This window comes from Pseudomonas sp. NPDC089534 (genome assembly GCF_044749305.1).
Taxonomy (GTDB): domain Bacteria; phylum Pseudomonadota; class Gammaproteobacteria; order Pseudomonadales; family Pseudomonadaceae; genus Aquipseudomonas; species Aquipseudomonas ekonensis.
Map to the genome: position 1 here is coordinate 27919 of NZ_JBIVHR010000010.1, position 18091 is coordinate 46009.

15 protein-coding genes are annotated in these 18091 nt (G+C 65.3%); 10 read left to right on the forward strand and 5 right to left on the reverse strand.

The features are described from left to right. Positions 1-1035, reverse strand: coding sequence for a glycine betaine/L-proline ABC transporter ATP-binding protein (locus ACIP0B_RS04630; RefSeq protein ID WP_400830138.1), 1035 nt, complete (start codon positions 1033-1035; stop codon positions 1-3). 371 nt (positions 1036-1406) lie between these two features. Here ACIP0B_RS04630 and ACIP0B_RS04635 point away from each other — a divergent pair, with 371 nt between their 5' ends. The 3 genes from ACIP0B_RS04635 to ACIP0B_RS04645 all read left to right on the forward strand — a co-directional run bounded on the left by ACIP0B_RS04635 (position 1407) and on the right by ACIP0B_RS04645 (position 5496). After that, a complete protein-coding gene (locus ACIP0B_RS04635; protein ID WP_400830139.1) occupies positions 1407-2366 on the forward strand; it encodes a LysR family transcriptional regulator in 960 nt (319 codons plus the stop codon). 425 nt (positions 2367-2791) lie between these two features. Then, on the forward strand, positions 2792-4141 hold the full coding sequence (locus tag ACIP0B_RS04640) for an MmgE/PrpD family protein (RefSeq protein WP_400830140.1): 1350 nt from the start codon (positions 2792-2794) through the stop codon (positions 4139-4141). A gap of 119 nt (positions 4142-4260) precedes the next feature. Next, the gene (locus tag ACIP0B_RS04645; protein ID WP_400830141.1) at positions 4261-5496 is read left to right on the forward strand and encodes an aromatic ring-hydroxylating dioxygenase subunit alpha; all 1236 of its coding nucleotides are present in this window, start codon (positions 4261-4263) and stop codon (positions 5494-5496) included. Positions 5497-5538: 42 nt separating this feature from the next. Here the strand turns inward: ACIP0B_RS04645 and ACIP0B_RS04650 are convergent, their stop codons facing one another. Beyond that, a complete protein-coding gene (locus ACIP0B_RS04650; RefSeq protein ID WP_400830143.1) occupies positions 5539-7527 on the reverse strand; it encodes a U32 family peptidase in 1989 nt (662 codons plus the stop codon). A gap of 230 nt (positions 7528-7757) precedes the next feature. Between ACIP0B_RS04650 and ACIP0B_RS04655 the strand changes: the two genes are divergently transcribed. Both ACIP0B_RS04655 and ACIP0B_RS04660 read left to right on the forward strand, forming a co-directional pair. Next, the gene (locus ACIP0B_RS04655; RefSeq protein ID WP_400830144.1) at positions 7758-8216 is read left to right on the forward strand and encodes a hypothetical protein; all 459 of its coding nucleotides are present in this window, start codon (positions 7758-7760) and stop codon (positions 8214-8216) included. Between the two features lie 230 nt (positions 8217-8446). Then, positions 8447-8935: a hypothetical protein gene (locus tag ACIP0B_RS04660; RefSeq protein ID WP_400830145.1), complete on the forward strand. Its 489-nt coding sequence runs from the start codon at positions 8447-8449 to the stop codon at positions 8933-8935. 73 nt (positions 8936-9008) lie between these two features. Here ACIP0B_RS04660 and ACIP0B_RS04665 read toward each other — a convergent pair whose 3' ends face one another. Further along, positions 9009-9389 (reverse strand): RidA family protein, encoded by a 381-nt coding sequence (locus ACIP0B_RS04665; protein WP_400830146.1) that lies wholly within the window; start codon positions 9387-9389, stop codon positions 9009-9011. Between the two features lie 143 nt (positions 9390-9532). Next, positions 9533-11197, reverse strand: a complete 1665-nt coding sequence (locus tag ACIP0B_RS04670; protein WP_400830148.1) for a hypothetical protein — start codon at positions 11195-11197, stop codon at positions 9533-9535. 181 nt (positions 11198-11378) lie between these two features. Here ACIP0B_RS04670 and ACIP0B_RS04675 point away from each other — a divergent pair, with 181 nt between their 5' ends. Continuing rightward, the gene (locus ACIP0B_RS04675) at positions 11379-11807 is read left to right on the forward strand and encodes a hypothetical protein (protein WP_400830150.1); all 429 of its coding nucleotides are present in this window, start codon (positions 11379-11381) and stop codon (positions 11805-11807) included. An 18-nt stretch (positions 11808-11825) separates the two neighbouring features. Here ACIP0B_RS04675 and ACIP0B_RS04680 read toward each other — a convergent pair whose 3' ends face one another. Beyond that, a complete protein-coding gene (locus ACIP0B_RS04680; RefSeq protein WP_400830152.1) occupies positions 11826-12596 on the reverse strand; it encodes a helix-turn-helix domain-containing protein in 771 nt (256 codons plus the stop codon). Positions 12597-12867: 271 nt separating this feature from the next. On the opposite strand from ACIP0B_RS04680, the gene ACIP0B_RS04685 reads away from it, so the two are divergent. The 4 genes from ACIP0B_RS04685 to ACIP0B_RS04700 all read left to right on the forward strand — a co-directional run bounded on the left by ACIP0B_RS04685 (position 12868) and on the right by ACIP0B_RS04700 (position 18090). Further along, complete coding sequence (locus tag ACIP0B_RS04685; protein WP_400830153.1) at positions 12868-14496, forward strand: APC family permease; 1629 nt, start codon at positions 12868-12870, stop codon at positions 14494-14496. A 21-nt stretch (positions 14497-14517) separates the two neighbouring features. After that, entirely contained in the window at positions 14518-15444 is a 927-nt protein-coding gene (locus ACIP0B_RS04690) for a 4-hydroxyproline epimerase (protein WP_400830154.1), read from the forward strand. A 52-nt stretch (positions 15445-15496) separates the two neighbouring features. Then, positions 15497-16444 (forward strand): dihydrodipicolinate synthase family protein, encoded by a 948-nt coding sequence (locus ACIP0B_RS04695; RefSeq protein WP_400830156.1) that lies wholly within the window; start codon positions 15497-15499, stop codon positions 16442-16444. A 68-nt stretch (positions 16445-16512) separates the two neighbouring features. Beyond that, positions 16513-18090 carry an aldehyde dehydrogenase (NADP(+)) gene (locus ACIP0B_RS04700; RefSeq protein WP_400830158.1) on the forward strand — a complete coding sequence of 526 codons (1578 nt, stop codon included), beginning with the start codon at positions 16513-16515 and terminating at the stop codon, positions 18088-18090. Position 18091: the final 1 nt, after the last annotated feature.

Sequence of the window (18091 nt, forward strand, 5' to 3'; positions counted from 1 at the left end):
TCAGTTATTGCAGAGGCAACTAAGAAGATGCCCCTGGGAGATCGAACCCTTATAGAGGCCGACTTCATCCACCACCGGAATGGGCGCGGCCGACGCGGCGACAAGATGGAATATTTCCTTCAATGAAGCCTCGGCGCGGATGGGCGTCTGCTGCCCCGGCGTATAGGTGATGCCCGCGTCCTGCTGCGCGATGTCGCCGGCCTTGAGGATCCGGCTGGTGTCGAAGCCGTTGAAGAAGTCCCGCACGTATTGGTTGACCGGATTGCACAGCAGCTCGCGCGGCGTGCCGATCTGCACCACGCGCCCGCCTTCCATGATCGCGATGCGGTGGCCGATGCGCACGGCCTCTTCGATGTCGTGGGAGATGAAAATGATGGTGCGGTCCTGCTCGGCCTGGAGCTTGATCAGCTCGCCCTGCATTTCGCTGCGGATCATCGGGTCGAGGGCGGAGAACGCCTCGTCCATCAGCAGGATCGCCGGGTCGTTGGCCAGGGCCCGGGCCAGGCCGACGCGCTGCTGCATGCCGCCGGACAGCTGGTGGGGAAAGCTGAATTCCTGGCCGGCCAGGCCGACCTGCTCCAGGGCGCCCATGGCCCGGCAATAGCGTTCCTTTTCGCCGACGCCGCTGATCTCAAGGCCAAAGCTGACGTTGTCGATGACGCTCATGTGCGGCATCAGGGCGAACGACTGGAACACCATGCCCATGTCCTTGCGGCGCACCTGCAGCAGGTCCTTGTCGCCGAGGCCGGTGATTTCCTTGCCGTTGAGGAAGATGCTGCCGCTGGTGGGCTCGATCAGGCGGTTGAACAGCCTGACCATGGTGGACTTGCCCGAGCCGGACAGCCCCATGATGACGAAGATCTCGCCGCGCCGGACCGAGAAATTGGCGTCGAACACGCCGATGGCCTGCCCGGTCTTCTTGAACACTTCGGCTTTCGAGGCGCCCTCTTCGATCAACTTCATCGCAAGTTCCGGATGCGCGCCGAACACTTTGTAGACGTTCTTTACGCAAATGATGTCGTCGCAGCGATTCATACCTTGCCTCCTTCGCATCGAGCATATTGCTTACTTGGCGATATGCAATTGGGCGAACTTGTTGTTGAGCGGCAGCGGTCATGCTTATAGGTCGTCACGACGGGTTTCCTTTTATTATTTTTGGGGCCCCAGGAAAGAGGGACGTTTCAAATCTATTAGCATCCCTGCGTACATTCCAACGACATTTACAGGCACCAGTTGATAACGTCGGGTTATCGATTGCGCAGGCCTGTGCCGGTGCGGGCGAAGAACGTCCGCCAGCGACCGGGGCTATCCTTGCTGCGACACCGGCGTATCCCGGCGCGCAGGCATCCGATACCCTCGTCGCGCTTCAATGCAGAGCGCAGGCGTATCGTAAGGAGGCTGTACCGATGACCAAGCATGTGGACCCAGACACCGTCCTGCTGAAGATGCCGTCGCTGCGGGCGGTGAAGGCGTTTGTCGCGGCCGCCAAGTACCTGAGCTTCACCCGGGCGGCCGAAGCGCTGTGCGTGTCCCAGGCCGCCATCAGCCGACAGATCCGCGAGCTGGAAAGCTATCTGGGCGCGCAGCTGTTCACCCGCGCGGGCCGCGCCGTCGAACTGACCTCGGCGGGCGCGCTGTTCTTCGATGCCGCGCAGCTGTCGTTCGTCAACATCGCCCAGGCCGCCGAACGCATCCGCAGCAGCCAGTCGGGCAAGAAGGTCCTGACCGTCTGCTGCTCGCCGGCGTTCTCCGCCCTGTGGCTGTCGAACCATTTGCCGGAGTTCTTCGCCCAAAGCGAGGGCATCGAGCTGAACCTGATCACCACGCAGAACTTCCTGACCATGGAACCGGGCGTCCAGCCCGACATCTTCATCACCAAGATCGCGCGCATCCGCGAGGGGTACAGGAACTACCCGCTGTGCCACGACATCATCTACCCGGTGTGCACGCCGCAGTTCCTGGAGAAGCACCCGGACATCTCGACCATCGAAGGCGTGCGCGACTCGGCCCTGCTGAACCTGAGCCCCTACGGCCGCTCGCAGGTGGCCGAACACGTCGACTGGGGCGTGTGGCTGGCGTTCCAGGCCATCGACATCGATGACCGGCCGGCGACCAGCCCGCAGCTCTTCAACGCCAACGACTACAACCTGCTGATCAGCATGGTGCTGACCCACCAGGGCATCGCGCTGGGCTGGAACCACCTGGTCGCGCCGCTGGTGCAGCAAGGCCTGCTGGTGCGCCCCATCGAGCAGGAAGTCCAGCTGCGCAACAGCTGGCATTACCTCAGCTGCCGGGACGGCGCCGACAACGAAGACGCCCTGCGGCGCTTTCGCGAGTGGATCCTGTCCAAGTTCCCCCGCCGCTGAACCAAACCGAACACCCTGTGGCGAGCGAGCTTGCTCGCGCTGGGCTGTGAAACAACCCCCTGCGATTCCAGACAGATATTGGGGCCGTTTCGCGCCCCAGCGGGAGCAAGCTCCCTCGCCACAGAAGCCCGCCCTGCCCAAAGCCCCCACCGCCGAACACCCTGTGGCGAGCGAGCTTGCTCGCGCTGGGCTGTGAAACAACCCCCTTGCGACTCCCAACAGATCTTGGGGCCGCTGCGCGCCCCAGCGGGAGCAAGCTCCCTCGCCACAGGGGCCAGCCTCCAACCATTGCAGGCCGGGTGCATTCGGCCCGGTTATCGATTGTCCGGCGAAAATGTCGTTGGAGCGTCACCGCCTTCCTGACCCATTGTTGAGCCGCGCCGGCCAGGCACTGGTTCGGCTCTCTCACAGGAAGGAATTGCTGAATGTCACTCTACGAATTCTGCCGCAGTTTCGATTTCCTCGACGCGCCGCCCCGCACCCGGGAGATCCTGCAGGACAGCCTGCTGGACATCGTCGGCGTCATGGCGGGCGCCGCGTCCAACGACACGAGCGCGATGCTGCGCCGCTTCGCCCGGTCGCACTACCCCGCCGGCGCCTTCACCAGCCGCCTGCCCTTCGACGGCCATCCGGTCAACCTGCTCGGGGCCGGTTGGGCCGGGGGCTTCTGCGCCGACAGCCTCGACGCCCATGAAGGCCATTTCCGTTCCAAGGGCCATGCCGGCGCCACCGTGGTGCCGGCCCTGCTCGCCCTGGCGGATGCGCTGCACCGGCAAGGCAAGACCATCAGCGGGCGCGCGTTCCTGACCGCGCTGTGCATCGGCTACGAGACCGCCCTGCGCGCCGGCACCGCGCTGATGGCGACCTCGCCCACCTACCACGCCTCCGGCGGTTTTTCGGCCATCGGCGTGGTCTGCGCCGGCGCCCGGCTGCTGGACTTCGACGCAGCGACCTTCCGCCATGCGTTGGGCATCGCCGAATACTTCAGCGCCCGTTGCCCGATGATGCGCGTGGTGCTGGCGCCGACCATGTTGCGCGACGCCCACGGCGCCGGGGCGTTCACCGGGCTGAATGCGCTGCTGATGGCCATGGAGGGCGTGACCGGCGCGCCGGCGGAAACGGTCGAGGACACCTCGGTCGCCGAACACTGGAACGACCTCGGCCAGCGCTGGGAGATCGACAGTCAGTACTTCAAGCCCTGGCCGGTCTGCCGCTGGGCCCAACCGGCGCTGACGGCGATGCTGGAACTGCAGCGCACCGAGCCCGGCCTCACCGCCGAGGCCATCGAAACGATCCGCGTGGAGACCTTCTACGAGTCGATGTGCCTGCAAGGCCACACGCCGCAGAACGCCGACCAGGCCCAGTACGCCCTCGCCTTCCCGCTGGCCGCGCTGATCGTCAGGGGCCGGCTGGGGCCGGAAGAAGTCACCGGCGCGGCCATCCATGCCGCCGACATCCTGGCCCTGAGCCGACGCATCGAGGTCGTTGAGGCCGCCGACCTCTCGGCGCGCTTCCCCGGCGAAATCCTGTCGCGGCTCACCGTCACCCGCAAGGACGGCACCCAGGTCGTCAGCCCCGTCACCGCCGCCCGCGGCGACCCCGCCACGGCACTGACGGCGCAGGAGCTTGAGCGCAAGTTCGATCTGTTCGCCGCCGGCCTCGGCAGCGAATGCGCCCAGGCCGTGAAGCAAGCCGTGCGGCAACTGGTTGGGGCACCGTCCGCCATCGCGGCACTGGAGCCGGTTTTCCAGCCCCCTGAACACCCGGTTCCATAACCTCAACGCATCGATTGCCCGCAGCAAATGTCGTTTGTGGCGTTTTTCGTCCGGGGGATAGGCTGCTGTCAGTCGTCCCCGGCGGGAAACCGGCCCCAACGCTCATGGCGAGGAAAACAATGAACAAGAAAGACACCGTGCTTGACCTGATCAAACAGCGCAAACCCTGGCATTCGTTGCCGGGCGCCCTCTACAAGGACGAAGAGGTCTACCGGCAGGACCTGGAGCACCTCTGGCACAAGGACTGGATCTTCGCCGGGCACACCTTCGAGATCCCCAAGCCGGGCCAGTACTTCACCTTGCAGGTCGGCGATTACCCGGTCGCGGTGGTGCGCGGCAAGGACGGCGAGGTGCGCGCCTTCCACAACGCCTGCCGCCACCGCGGCGCGAAGATCTGCGAAGCCGATCACGGCAAAGTGGCGAAGATGGTCTGCCCCTATCACAAGTGGACGTACGAGCTGGACGGCAACCTGCTGTTCGCCGGCAACATGGGCCAGGACTTCGACAAGGCGCAGTACAACCTCAAGCCCGTGCACTGCGAGATCGTGCACAGCTACATCTATGTCTGCGTCGCGGCCAAGGCGCCGGACTTCGAGGGTTTCCGCAAGGCGGTCAGCCCGTTCCTCGCCCCGCACTTCCTCGACGACTGCAAAGTGGCGTTCGAGTCGAACATCGTCGAAAAGGGCAACTGGAAACTGGTGTTCGAGAACAATCGCGAGTGCTACCACTGCGACGGTTCGCACCCCGAGCTGCTGAAGTCGTTCGTCGACAACTTGTCGGTGGGCGGCACCAGCGGCGAGGACGACCCCGTGCTGTCGGCCTACTGGAACACCTGCGAGAGCGCCGGGCTGCCGAGCCGCCTGGTGATGGACATCAACGGCCAGTTCCGCATGACCCGCATCCCGCTGTCGTCCGGCGCGGTGAGCTACACCATGGACGGCAAGCCGGCGGTGGCCGGCAGGCTCGACAAGACCGGCGAACCGGACATCGGCGCGCTGCTGTACTTCCACTACCCGTCCACCTGGAACCACTTCCTGGGCGACCATGCGCTGAGCTTCCGGGTGCTGCCGATCAGCGCCACCGAGACGCTGGTGACCACCAAGTGGCTGGTGCACGGTTCGGCGGTGGAAGGCGTGGACTACGACATCGAGCGGCTGACCAAGGTCTGGCTCGCCACCAACGACCAGGACCGCACGCTGGTGGAAGGCACGCAGCGCGGCGTGACGTCGCCGTCCTACGAGCCGGGCCCCTACTCGGAAACGGCGGAGACCGGCGTGTGCCAGTTCGACGACTGGTACTGCGCCACGCTGACGGAGCGGCTCAAGGGGCCGATCCCACTGAAGTCCGTGGGCTGAGCCGGCGGCCGGCGCGACGCGGAGGCGCGCGCCGGCACCCGGTCAGTGCGGGGCGCGGGGGATGGTCTTGAGCAGGTCTTCGGGGCTGATGTGGCCGACCACGCTGCCCGGCTGCGGCAGGTCGAGGATGTGGCCTTTCATCTTGCCGATCACGTGCATCTCGCACGGCTTGCAGTCGAACTTGAGGGTCAGCACCTCGTCGCCGTGGATCAGTTGCATCGGCGCGACCTTGGTGCGCACGCCGGTCACGCCCTTGGCCTGTTTCGGGCACAGGTTGAAGGAGAACCGCAGGCAGTGCTTGGTGATCATCACCGGCACTTCGCCCGGCTCTTCGTGGGCCTCGTAGGCCGCGTCGATCAGCTTGACCCCGTGACGGTGGTAGAAATCGCGGGCCTTCTGGTTGTAGACGTTGGCCAGGAACGACAGGTGCGACTCCGGGTACACCGGCGGCGGCGTGGTTTCGGCCTTGCGCCCGCCACGCGGATGGGCGGCGATCCGCGCCTCGGTCAGCGCGTCGATCACTTCTCGGCGCAGGGCCTTGAGCTGCGAGTTCGGGATGAAGAACGCCTGCGGCGCATCCAGTTCGACGGCGGTGGCGTGGTACTGGGTGGTGCCCAGTTGGCCGAGCAGGTCGTGCAGTTGCTCCAGCGCCTGCTCCGGCTTGTTGGCCAGGCCGAACGGGCCGTCCAGGGCCACGCTGGCGCTGACGCCCTCCTCGCTGGTGACGGTCAGCTCCAGGCGCTCCTCGCGCAGGCGCGCCGCCCACGACACGCCGACCCGACGCTCGGCGGAGGTCTTGAGCAAGGCCTGCTGCCAGTTGTGGTCGAGGTTGCGGTTGAGCGGATGGTTCGGCCGCAGCTTGTACATGCCTTCCGGCATTTCGTTGGGCTCGACGCGGTAGCGGTAGCGCTTCTCGCCGTCTTCGTCGAACTCGCCCTTGGGCTCGGCGATGTTGGCGCGGAAACCCACCACTTCGCGCTTGATCAGCACGTTGAGGCCGTCGCCGTTGGACAGCGGCTCGTGGGTGACCACTTGCAGGTCACGCTTGCCGACTTTCTCCACGGTGCCCACCGCAAGACCGGTGAAGGTCGGCGAGTCGAACGCGCCGATGTCGATCTTGCGCTCGCTGACGAAGTAGTCGGTGCTGCCGCGGTGGAAGGTCTTTTCCGGATCCGGGACGAAGAAGTGCGCGGTGCGGCCGCTGGAGGCACGGGCCAGGTCCGGGCGGTCTTCGAGCACGGCGTCCAGGCGCTGGCGGTAATAGGCGGTGATGTTCTTCACGTAGCCCATGTCCTTGTAGCGCCCTTCGATCTTGAACGAACGCACGCCGGCCTCGACCAGGGCGCGGATGTTGGCGCTCTGGTTGTTGTCCTTCATGGACAGCAGGTGCTTCTCGTAGGCGATCACGCCGCCCTTCTCGTCCTTGAGGGTGTACGGCAGGCGGCAGGCCTGGGAGCAGTCGCCGCGGTTGGCGCTGCGGCCGGTCTGCGCGTGGGAGATGTTGCACTGCCCGGAGAACGCCACGCACAGCGCGCCGTGGATGAAGAACTCGATGGCCGCGTCGGTCTCGTCGGCGATGGCGCGGATTTCCTTGAGGTTCAGCTCACGGGCCAGCACCAGTTGGGAGAACCCGGCCTGATCGAGGAACTTGGCCCGCGCCAGGGTGCGGATGTCGGTCTGGGTGCTGGCGTGCAGCTCGATCGGCGGGATGTCCAGCTCCATCACCCCCAGGTCCTGGACGATCAGCGCGTCGACGCCGGCGTCGTACAACTGGTGGATCAGCTTGCGCGCCGGCTCCAGTTCGTTGTCGTGCAGGATGGTGTTGAGGGTGGTGAAGATCCGCGCGTGGTAGCGGCGGGCGAACTTCACCAGCTCAGCGATCTCGCTCACCTCGTTGCAGGCGTTGTGGCGCGCACCGAAGCTCGGGCCGCCGATGTAGACGGCATCGGCGCCGTGCAGGATGGCCTCACGGGCGATGGCCACATCGCGGGCAGGGCTGAGCAGTTCGAGGTGATGCTTGGGCAAGGACATAGTTTTTTTAATCAGGCTGACACGGTTGAGGCGCGCATTGTAGCTGCGAAACGCTTGCGGGGCACGTGTGCAACGACCGAATGGCCTCGGCTTAGCATATTTATTGGAAGTGGGTAACTGTCAGGTTTATCAGTTTCGGACTGACTGATCCAAGAATAGTGTAGCCCTCGTATCGCCTTATAAAGATACGACGCTGCATCCAATTAAAATCACAAACTGGAGTCGACACAATGAACGCCAAAACCATGAACGAAGACCAATTGTTCGGTCGCGACATGAAAGACAAAGACTTCCATACCGCCAACTATTTTCTGGCATCGTTCAACCCACCAAATCCACCTTTCGGAGATAGCTTTACAGCAGAACAAGTGCGCTATCACATCAAAGAAAGCGAGACCTCCGGAACTTACCGACAAACCATTGGACGCATTCTAAGTCCAGCCTTGCAAATAACAGTCAACATCCCCAGCAACATGAACCCAGGAACTTATCCCGTTAGCAAATGGGACTCAGAAAAATCACCAACAACTTGCATGATTGCCTTTATTGCAGATGGAAGTATTTACAGAGACGTGAGTGGGGAGATCACTTTCGATGTGAATGAACAGGAAAAGGTCTTGAGTGCTACTTTCGAGGTGAATTTTAACAGTAGCGTTGTAAGTGGCAGCTTCTCGATGGCGGTCAACTGACGAGGAAACAGGCCCTTCCGTGGGAGCGAACCCGCTCGCGAAAGCAGCCTCACAGTTGACATCTGCGTTGACTGACAGGGCGCCATCGCGAGCAGGCTCCCTCCCGCAAGGCCAATGACGAGTACCGTCAGTTGTTGAACCGGAACAAATTAAACACGTTGTCTGCGAGACACTAAATAGCGGCGCACTATCCATTCAAATGACCAACCCCTCACTGAAGGTGCTCAATGATGGATTCCAAACTTTATCTGGCACACAACATCGACCAAAAAACACTGAGAGCTGGCAACGCTCGCGCAGTAACCAACAATGTTTTCATCGTGGATTTTAATCCCCCATTCCCGCTTATGGAGAATCCGTTCATAGCCGCGCAGTTTATCTATGCCTCACTGACTGAAGGAAACTTCAGCCTTATCGGACGCATTCCCCTACCCGAAATCTTTACACAGTTCTCTTTCGTCTTCCCTTGCTCAATAGAAGATGGAACGCACCAGATCGGATCTGACTCGGTTCGTTCGTCGATTTTCATTTCCCACGCCGGGATAATTCATCTGGAAAAGGGCGAAATCACATTAAAAAGAGACAAGGTACAAAATACCCTTGAAGCAATTTTCAGCGTGTACATCAAATACAGACATGATCTGGGAGAAGAAGTGGAATATCACGCTGAGGGGAGAGTTTTCGTGAACGCTACAGGTCCGCTCTGTGCGGAAAGCTAACCAGGATTGAGTTCGAGAAAACCGAAGCGCAGACAAACGGTTTTAGCCTGCGCTTCTATTTTTGCGCTGTGAATCAGCCTTTGGCGGCCATGGCGGTGACTTCCACGCGCATGCCGTCCACGGCCAGGGAGGCCACGCCGACGGCGGCGCGCACCGGCCACGGCTCGGCGAAGAAGCGTTTGTAGACTTCGTTGAACGCCGCGCGGTCGGCCATGTCGGTGAGGTAGATGGTCAGGTGCAGCACCCGGTCCATCGAGCTGCCGGCCTTCTCCAGTGCCACTTTCAGCGCTTGCAGGGTGCATTCGCTTTGCAGGGTGATGTCGCCCAGTTCCAGGCTGCCGTCGGCGCGGGTCGGGATCTGGGTGGAGACCAGCAGGCCGCCGAAGCCGGCGACGTCGGAAGAAATGGAGTCCGCATCGGGATCGGGGATGAAGGTGATGTCCGGGTTGGCCATGGCTATCTCTTGTCGGTGGAAGGAAAAACGGCGGCCAGTGTAAGCCAGATGTCCGCCGTTGCCGACCCCGCGAACTCGCCGCCATCGCCGCTTCGGGGCCACCCGCTCACCGCCGGCGAGCAGGTGGCCCCCAAGGCAGCGCCTCAACGATACGGCAACACGTCAAACGCCACGCCACTGTTGCCCCAACCGGCCGGGGGTGTCGTCGTCAGGCCGTAGCCATAGGCGGTCTGCGGCTTGCCGTGCTTGTCGGTGAACGGCTTGATGTACTGGTACAGCGGCGCACTGCCCGGCTGCCCGGCGACGAGCCCGAAGAACGGTGCCTGCTCGCGGGTGCCGAACGGGAAGGCGCTGTCCAGGGTGTAGCAGAAACGCTCAGGATCCTGCGCCTGGTACTGGTACACCGGCACGTTGCCGGCAGCGGCCACCGTCGGCGCGTAGAACAACGGAACGGGAAACTGCCAGCCGCCCGAGGGCGGGCACATTCCCAGGCAATCGCCGATGCCGCCTGCCGACGCGTAGTTGTAGCGACGGATCAGCACCTGGTCGTTCAGTCCGAGGATCACCCCGCACAGCCAAGGGTCGATGAAGTCGAGGTAAACGATGTTCGGGCGCCGGCCTTGCCTGACCGTCTTGTCGGCAAGCACCTGCGGCAACCACGGGTTGGCCATGCCGGCCAGCACCTCGATGTCACGTACCTGCGTGCCCCCGGTCAATGTCCACGACAGCAAGAACAGATAGCTGTCGCCCCAACCGCCGTATTTGCCGAGCTTGGCCGTCTGGTCGCCGGCCATGGTCGGGTAGTCGGTCTGGTCGGCGTAGTGGTCGTAGACCGTCAGGTCCCGGCCGATGACCGACGACGGGTTTTCCGCCGTGTCGAAGTACGGCCAGATCCCCTGCGACTGATCCCACTCCCCCTCGAACTCGCTGCCGAACACCATGACGATCTTGCCTTTCATCATGCTCAACGGCGTCTGCGCAAGATTGGTTCCCGAGCCGAATTTCGGGAGCATCAGGCGCATCGACTGGGTCTTCACCACGTCGATGATGCTGGCGATCGTGTCCGTGTAGGTGTGGGAGAACTTGAGGATGACCACTTCCTCATTGCCTTTGCCGCTGGCGAGGAAGGTCTGGACATCCGTGAGGATGTCGCTCAGCAGCGCCCCGTAGGCGCCGTAGCCGGTGTCCCCGTGATAGGTCGACAGGTGGCCGTCGCGCCAGCAGATCCGCAGATCGAAATAGCGCGAACCGGCCTGAAGCTGCTGCAGGGTGGTCAGGCTCTGGGTCTTGGCCCACTCGCCGCCGCCCCCCAACGGGTAGTCGTGGGTCACGTACATGCCCGCGTCGTGGCTGCCGGGCATCGTCACGTCGTTGAGCAGGATGCCGGGCTTGCGCTTCTGCAGCGCCCCCATCCAGCCGGAATGGTCGGGCACCGCCACCGTCCGGATATAGAGGCCGTTGGTGCCGTGGGAACTGTTGCCCACATCGCCCCCGGTGCTGCGCCACACCTCCAGGCCCTGCGCCGTGCCGGTGTGGGGGATCACGCCGATGTGCCGGGCCTCCGCGCTTTGCTGGTCGTCCGTGAAGCTCAGGGTGGTGCCGTCGGCGAAGGTCAGCCCGACGGTGAAGTTCGCCGGGGCGGCGATCAGCTCGACATAACCTGTGACCGAATCATGGTTGGCCAAAGGGCCGCGGATGAACCCCGAGGGATCATTGCCCTTCTCGAAGCCGCTGGCGCCGCTGACCTGCATGGCCGCGATGTCCTGCCCGCTCACGTTCACGAGACACAAGGTTGTTCGTTGGCTCATGGCATCCGTTCCTGTCGGCTGATTGACGATGAAGCTTCAACGCTAGCAGGGCTTGGGAAAAACGCACTGGGCCGGCATCGATGCGGAGCCGGCGCCAGACATTCGATTGGCCTCCGGCACCGTGATCAGGTAAACAGGCATCTGTTTTTGGGAGGGTGAGCCCGATCATGGAGAGGTATGGATGAGCGAAGAGATCTTGAAGTCGAAACTGGCCAACTTTCTGGTGGCCGATGCCGAAATGAACGACGACGAAGTCGCCGATTTCTATGACGACGTCGGCGAAGGCCATGTCGATGTCCTGGCCGGGGTGCTGGACGCGTTCAAGGAGGCGTACGGCGGCCTGTGGGTCGGCGGCAAGGTGGAGGTCACCCAGCGCGCCGTGCGCTTGAGCGCCAACGCCATGAACCGCGCGGTGCAGAACGGCACGATGGACATCGAAGTGCCGATGGCCGCGATCCGCAAGGTCACCGTCGAGGGCGGGTTCGTGACCAAGATCGTGCGCCTCGACACCCCGGCCGGCAGCGTCAAGTTCCGCTGCTTCGGCGCCAAGGAAATCGCCGCGCTGATCGGCAAGATGTCCCTCGCCTTGGCGTTGCGGCGCGCCCCTTGATCCGCAAGGCGCCCGCCCTCACGGCGCGGTCGCCTGCCGGTACTGGCGCGGCGTGAAGCCGGTCGAGGCCTTGAACTGCCGGGTGAACGCGCTGTGGTCGGTATAGCCGCACTGCAGCGCGACTTCGGTGATCGGCAGGTCGGTGTGCAGCAGCCGGTGCGCATGCTCAAGCCGCACTTTCTGGATCATCTGCCGGGGCGTCAGGTGGAACACCCGCTTGCAGTAGCGCTCCAGCTGCGCCACTGAAATGCCGGCGATGCGGGTCAGTTCGCCCAGGGTGACCCGCCGGTTGAAATGGGCGCGGATGTGCTCGTCCACCGCCGCCAGCCGCTGGAACGCCGGGTGGGTTTCGCTGGCCGACTGCAGGTCCACGGAAATGCCCGCCAGCCCGATGATTTCGCCGGCGCGGTTGTACAGCGGCCGCTTGTGCGTCAGGCACCAACCCGGCTCGCGGCTGCCGTACAGGTGCAGCTCAAGCTGATCCTCCAGCACAAACCCTTCCTCCAGCACCCGCCGGTCCTGCTCGGTGTAGCCCGGCCCCAACTGCGCCGGAAACACCTGCGCGCTGGTCTTGCCCAGCAGCGGCTTCAGATCCTTCAACCCGCAGCGCTGCACCAGCGTGCGGTTGGCCAGGACGTACCGCGCCCCGGTGTCCTTGATGAAGATCGCCGCGTTGGGGATCGCATCCAGCATCGGCAACAGCAGCCCCACCCCCGCCAGCAGCTCCTGGAGCGTGCGGGGCCGGTGCGCGTCTTCGCCCTGGCACAGGGTCGCGAATGCGTTGTGCATGGTGAGTCTCTCCCTCCGGCGGATGGTCCGGCCCGATGCGGTAAGGGTGCGATGCGGTCCGGGTGCAATGCGGTCCGGGTGCATGCGGTCCGGGTGCAGAGTGCAGCAACGCCGACGGCGTGTCGAGGGCCGGCGCCGGACCTCGACTGTGCCGATTTCGTCATCGGCGCCCGCGCAAAACATCAATCGCGCCGAGGCCGATGGGTTCATTGTTTGGCCGTTCCAATGACGTCACGACTGCCTATCCAATAACTCACAAGAAGGCGATGCCATGTCAGGCCAAGGCAAGTTCAAGAAACAACTCTCATTGATCGACCTCACCTTCATCGGGCTCGGCGCGATCTTCGGTTCGGGCTGGCTGTTCGCGGCCAGCCACGTGTCCGCCATCGCCGGGCCGGCGGGGATCTTCTCCTGGCTGCTGGGCGGGTTCGCCGTGTTGCTGCTGGGCATCGTCTACTGCGAACTGGGCGCGGCCCTGCCCCGGGCCGGCGGCGTGGTGCGTTACCCGGTGTACTCCCACGGGCCGCTGCTCGGCTACTTGATGGGCTTCATCACCCTGATCGCGTTCTCCAGCCTGGTGGCGATCGAAGTGGTGGCGTCGCGGCAATACGCGGCGGCCTGGTTCCCCGGCCTGACCAAGACCGGCAGCAGCGACCCGACGCTGCTGGGCTGGTTGGTGCAGTTCGGCCTGCTCTGCGTGTTCTTCCTGCTCAACTACCGCAGCGTGAAGACCTTCGCCAAGGCCAACAACCTGGTGAGCGTGTTCAAGTTCATCGTGCCGCTGCTGGTGATCGGCGTGCTGTTCACCTTCTTCAAGCCTGAGAACTTCCAGGTCCAGGGCTTCGCGCCCTTCGGCCTGTCCGGCGTGGAGATGGCGGTGTCCGCCGGCGGGATCATCTTCGCCTACCTCGGCCTGACCCCGATCATTTCGGTGGCCAGCGAGGTGAAGAACCCGCAGCGCACCATTCCGATTGCGCTGATCCTCTCGGTGCTGCTGTCCACCGCCATCTACGTGCTGCTGCAAGTGGCGTTCCTCGGCGGCGTGCCCACCGACATGCTCGCCAACGGCTGGGCCGGCGTGACCAAGGAGTTCGCCCTGCCCTACCGCGACATCGCCCTGGCGCTGGGCGTGGGCTGGCTGGCCTATCTGGTGGTGGCCGATGCGGTGATCTCCCCCAGCGGCTGCGGCAACATCTACATGAACGCCACGCCTCGGGTGATCTACGGCTGGGCGCAGACCGGCACCTTCTTCAAGGTCTTCACCCGCATCGACGCCCAGTCCGGGATCCCGCGCCCGGCGCTGTGGCTGACCTTCGGCCTGTCGGTGTTCTGGACCTTGCCGTTCCCGTCGTGGGAAGCGCTGATCAACGTGGTGTCCGCCGCCCTGGTGCTCAGCTATGCGGTGGCGCCGGTGTCCGTGGCGGCGCTGCGCCGCAACGCGCCGGACCTGCCGCGCCCGTTCCGGGTCAAGCGCATGGGCGTGCTGGGGCCGGTGTCGTTCATCATCGCCGCGCTGATCGTCTACTGGTCGGGCTGGAGCACCGTGTCCTGGCTGCTCGGCCTGCAGATCCTGATGTTCGTCGTGTACCTGCTGTGCGGCCGGTTCGTGCCCACCGCCCACCTGAGCCTGGCGCGGCAAGTGCGTTCCTCGGCCTGGCTGATCGCGTTCTACGCCGTGACCCTGGTGCTGTCGAAACTCGGCACCTTCGGCGGCCTGGGCCTGCTCGCCCACCCGTTCGACACCCTCGTCGTGGCCGCCTGCGCCACCGGCATCTACTACTGGGGCGCCGCGACCGGCGTGCCGGCGCACCTGCTGCAACTGGAGACCGAGGACGACGAAAGCGAAGCCGCCGCCTCCGACCACGCCACCGCCAAGCCGCGCACCGCCGGCGCCTACTGAAACCACTCACGGGACACGTCCATGAAACGAGTACACGTCATCGATTCGCACACCGGCGGCGAACCCACGCGCCTGGTGATGAAAGGCTTCCCCGAACTGCCCGGCCGCACCATGGCCGAAAAGCGCGACGCCCTGCGCCAGCACCACGACCAATGGCGCCGCGCCTGCCTGCTGGAGCCGCGCGGCAACGACGTGCTGGTCGGCGCCCTGTACTGCGAACCGGTGTCGCCGGACGCCACCTGCGGCGTGATCTTCTTCAACAACGCCGGATACCTGGGCATGTGCGGCCACGGCACCCTCGGCCTGGTCGCGTCGCTTGCGCACCTGGGCCTGATCGCACCCGGCGTGCACAAGATCGACACGCCGGTGGGCCCGGTCAGCGCGGTCCTGCACGAGGACGGCGCGGTGACCCTGTACAACGTGCCCGCCTACCGCCACCGCAAACAAGTGCCGGTGGACGTGCCGGGCCACGGCCGCTTCCTCGGCGACATCGCCTGGGGCGGCAACTGGTTCTTCCTCGTCTCCGAGCACGGGCAGACGCTGACCCTGGACAACGCCGAAGCCCTCACCGAGTTCACCTGGGCGATGCTCAAGGCCCTCGAGGCCCAAGGCATCCACGGCGAGGACGGCGCGCTGATCGACCACGTCGAACTGTTCGCCGCCGACGCCCAGGCCGACAGCCGCAACTTCGTCATGTGCCCCGGCAAGGCCTACGACCGCTCGCCCTGCGGCACCGGCACCAGCGCCAAGCTCGCGTGCCTGGCCGCCGACGGCAAGCTCGAGCCCGGCCAGCGCTGGGTGCAGGCGAGCGTCACCGGCAGCCGCTTCGAGGGCCGCTACGAGTGGGAAGGCGAACGCATCCGCCCCGCCATCACCGGCCGCGCCCACATGACCGCCGACAGCACCCTGCTGATCGACGAAACCGATCCGTTCGCGTGGGGCATCTGAGCCGCCGCGCCGCTTTTCAACCCGATCAATCACTGAACCCTGGAGAACGACCATGAGCGACAACATTTTCACCGGCTGCATGCCCGCCCTGATGACCCCGTGCACCGCACAGCGCAAACCGGACTTCGACGCGCTGGTGGCCAAGGGACGCGAGCTGATCGACATCGGCATGAGCGCGGTCGTGTACTGCGGCTCCATGGGCGACTGGCCGCTGCTGACCGAAGCCGAGCGCCAGGAAGGCGTGGCGCGCCTGGTGGCCGCCGGCATCCCGACCATCGTCGGCACCGGTGCGGTGAACACCCGCGAGGCCGTGTCCCACGCAGCCCACGCCGCCAACGTCGGCGCCCAGGGCCTGATGGTGATTCCGCGCGTGCTGTCCCGAGGCGCCTCGGCGACCGCGCAGAAGGCCCACTTCGCCGCCATCCTCAACGCCGCGCCGAACCTGCCGGCGGTGATCTACAACAGCCCCTACTACGGTTTCGCCACCCGCGCCGACCTGTTCTTCGAGCTGCGCCGCGAACACCCGAACCTGATCGGCTTCAAGGAGTTCGGCGGCGCCGCCGACCTGCGCTACGCCGCCGAACACATCACCGCCAAGGATGACGACGTGACCCTCATGGTCGGCGTCGACACCCAGGTGGTGCACGGCTTCGTCAACTGCAACGCCACCGGCGCCATCACCGGCATCGGCAACGCGCTGCCCCGCGAGGTGCTGCGACTGGTGGCCCTGAGCAAGCAGGCGGCCAAGGGCGACGCCAAGGCCCGCCGCCAGGCCCGTGAGCTGGAATCGGCGCTGGCGGTGCTGTCGTCCTTCGACGAAGGCACGGATCTGGTGCTGTATTACAAGCACCTGATGGTGCTCAACGGCGACAAGGCCTACACCCTGCACTTCAACGAGACCGACGCGCTCACCGACGCCCAGCGCCGCTACGCGGAAAACCAGTACACGCTGTTCCGCCACTGGTACGAAAACTGGTCGGCGGAACAGGACCTCGCCTGACCTGCGCTGTGCGCCCACCCGCCGCAAGCATCTGCGGCGGGCCTCATTCTCTTGACCAGGAACACGCCATGACCCTGACGGGCAAACTGCTGATCGGCCAACACGCCATCACCGGCCACCGCGAGGCGATCCGAGGGATCGACCCGGCCACCGACACCGCGCTGGAACCGGCCTACCATGGCGGCGACGCCGAGCAGGTCGGACAGGCCTGCACCTTGGCCGAGGCCGCCTTCGATCCGTACCGCGAAACGCCCGTTGAGCGGCGCGCCGAATTTCTCGACACCATCGCCCTGGAAATCGAAGCGCTCGGCGACGCGCTGATCGACCGCGCCATGGCCGAAACCGGCCTGCCGCGCCCGCGCCTGCTGGGCGAGCGCGGCCGCACCTGCCAGCAACTGCGCCTGTTCGCCCGCACGGTGCGGGCCGGCGAATGGCTGGACGTGCGCATCGACCCCGCCCAACCGCAACGCCAGCCCCTGCCCCGCGCCGACCTGCGTCAGCGTCAGGTGCCGGTGGGCCCGGTGGCGGTGTTCGGCGCGAGCAATTTCCCGTTGGCGTTCTCCGTCGCCGGCGGGGACACCGCGTCGGCGCTGGCGGCGGGCTGCCCGGTGGTCGTCAAGGCCCACGGCGCCCACCCCGGCACCAGCGAGCTGGTCGGCCGCGCCGTGGCCCGTGCGGTGAAGGCCTGCGGATTGCCGGAGGGGGTGTTTTCGCTGCTCTACGGCTCAGGCCGCGAGGTCGGCATCGCGCTGGTCAGCGACCCGCGCATCAAGGCCGTCGGCTTCACCGGCTCGCGCAGCGGCGGTCTTGCCCTGTGCCAGGCCGCCCAGGCGCGCCCGGAGCCGATCCCGGTGTACGCGGAAATGAGCTCGATCAACCCGGTGCTGCTGTTCCCGGCGGCACTGCACAACCGGGGTGAGGCCCTGGCCCAGGGCTTCGTCGCGTCGCTGACCCTGGGCGCCGGCCAGTTCTGCACCAACCCCGGCCTGGTGATCGCCCTCAAGGGGCCTACGCTGGACGCCTTCGTGGCCAGCGCCGCCGAGCACCTGCAAAGCAGCGCAGCCCAGACCATGCTCACGCCCGGCATCTTCAGCGCCTTCGAGGCCAGCGTGAACGCCCTGGCCGAGCACCCGCACGCGCGCATCGCCGCCGTCGGCCCGCGCGCCACCGGCCCGAACCAGTGCCAGGCGCACCTGTTCGTGACCGACGCGGCCGACTTCCTCGCCGACCGGCGCTTGCAGGCCGAAGCGTTCGGCGCCGCTTCGCTGATCGTGCAGTGCGGCGATTTCGACGAAGTCCGTCGGGTCACCGGGCATCTGGAAGGCCAGCTGACCGCGACCCTGCACCTGGACGACGACGATCTGGAGCAGGCCCGCGCCCTGCTGCCGACCCTGGAGCGCAAGGCCGGACGCTTGCTGGTCAACGGCTGGCCCACCGGCGTCGAAGTCTGCGACGCGATGGTGCACGGCGGCCCGTTCCCGGCCACCTCCGACCCGCGCAGCACGTCGGTCGGCACGGCGGCGATCCAGCGTTTCCTGCGCCCGGTCTGCTACCAGGACTTCCCGGACGCGCTGTTGCCCCACGCGCTGCGCCAGGCCAATCCGTTGGGCCTGCGCCGGCTGTTCGACGGCCAAAGGGAAGCCTAGG

What these genes read in the sequence shown, in the direction of transcription:
- ACIP0B_RS04655 (WP_400830144.1), top strand. Translation starts at nt 7,758, where the DNA reads ATGAACGCCAAAACCATGAACGAAGACCAATTGTTCGGTCGCGACATG.
- ACIP0B_RS04665 (WP_400830146.1), bottom strand. Translation starts at nt 9,389, where the DNA reads ATGGCCAACCCGGACATCACCTTCATCCCCGATCCCGATGCGGACTCC.
- ACIP0B_RS04685 (WP_400830153.1), top strand. Translation starts at nt 12,868, where the DNA reads ATGTCAGGCCAAGGCAAGTTCAAGAAACAACTCTCATTGATCGACCTC.
- ACIP0B_RS04645 (WP_400830141.1), top strand. Translation starts at nt 4,261, where the DNA reads ATGAACAAGAAAGACACCGTGCTTGACCTGATCAAACAGCGCAAACCC.
- ACIP0B_RS04695 (WP_400830156.1), top strand. Translation starts at nt 15,497, where the DNA reads ATGAGCGACAACATTTTCACCGGCTGCATGCCCGCCCTGATGACCCCG.
- ACIP0B_RS04635 (WP_400830139.1), top strand. Translation starts at nt 1,407, where the DNA reads ATGACCAAGCATGTGGACCCAGACACCGTCCTGCTGAAGATGCCGTCG.
- ACIP0B_RS04650 (WP_400830143.1), bottom strand. Translation starts at nt 7,527, where the DNA reads ATGTCCTTGCCCAAGCATCACCTCGAACTGCTCAGCCCTGCCCGCGAT.
- ACIP0B_RS04700 (WP_400830158.1), top strand. Translation starts at nt 16,513, where the DNA reads ATGACCCTGACGGGCAAACTGCTGATCGGCCAACACGCCATCACCGGC.
- ACIP0B_RS04675 (WP_400830150.1), top strand. Translation starts at nt 11,379, where the DNA reads ATGAGCGAAGAGATCTTGAAGTCGAAACTGGCCAACTTTCTGGTGGCC.
- ACIP0B_RS04660 (WP_400830145.1), top strand. Translation starts at nt 8,447, where the DNA reads ATGGATTCCAAACTTTATCTGGCACACAACATCGACCAAAAAACACTG.
- ACIP0B_RS04690 (WP_400830154.1), top strand. Translation starts at nt 14,518, where the DNA reads ATGAAACGAGTACACGTCATCGATTCGCACACCGGCGGCGAACCCACG.
- ACIP0B_RS04670 (WP_400830148.1), bottom strand. Translation starts at nt 11,197, where the DNA reads ATGAGCCAACGAACAACCTTGTGTCTCGTGAACGTGAGCGGGCAGGAC.
- ACIP0B_RS04640 (WP_400830140.1), top strand. Translation starts at nt 2,792, where the DNA reads ATGTCACTCTACGAATTCTGCCGCAGTTTCGATTTCCTCGACGCGCCG.
- ACIP0B_RS04630 (WP_400830138.1), bottom strand. Translation starts at nt 1,035, where the DNA reads ATGAATCGCTGCGACGACATCATTTGCGTAAAGAACGTCTACAAAGTG.
- ACIP0B_RS04680 (WP_400830152.1), bottom strand. Translation starts at nt 12,596, where the DNA reads ATGCACAACGCATTCGCGACCCTGTGCCAGGGCGAAGACGCGCACCGG.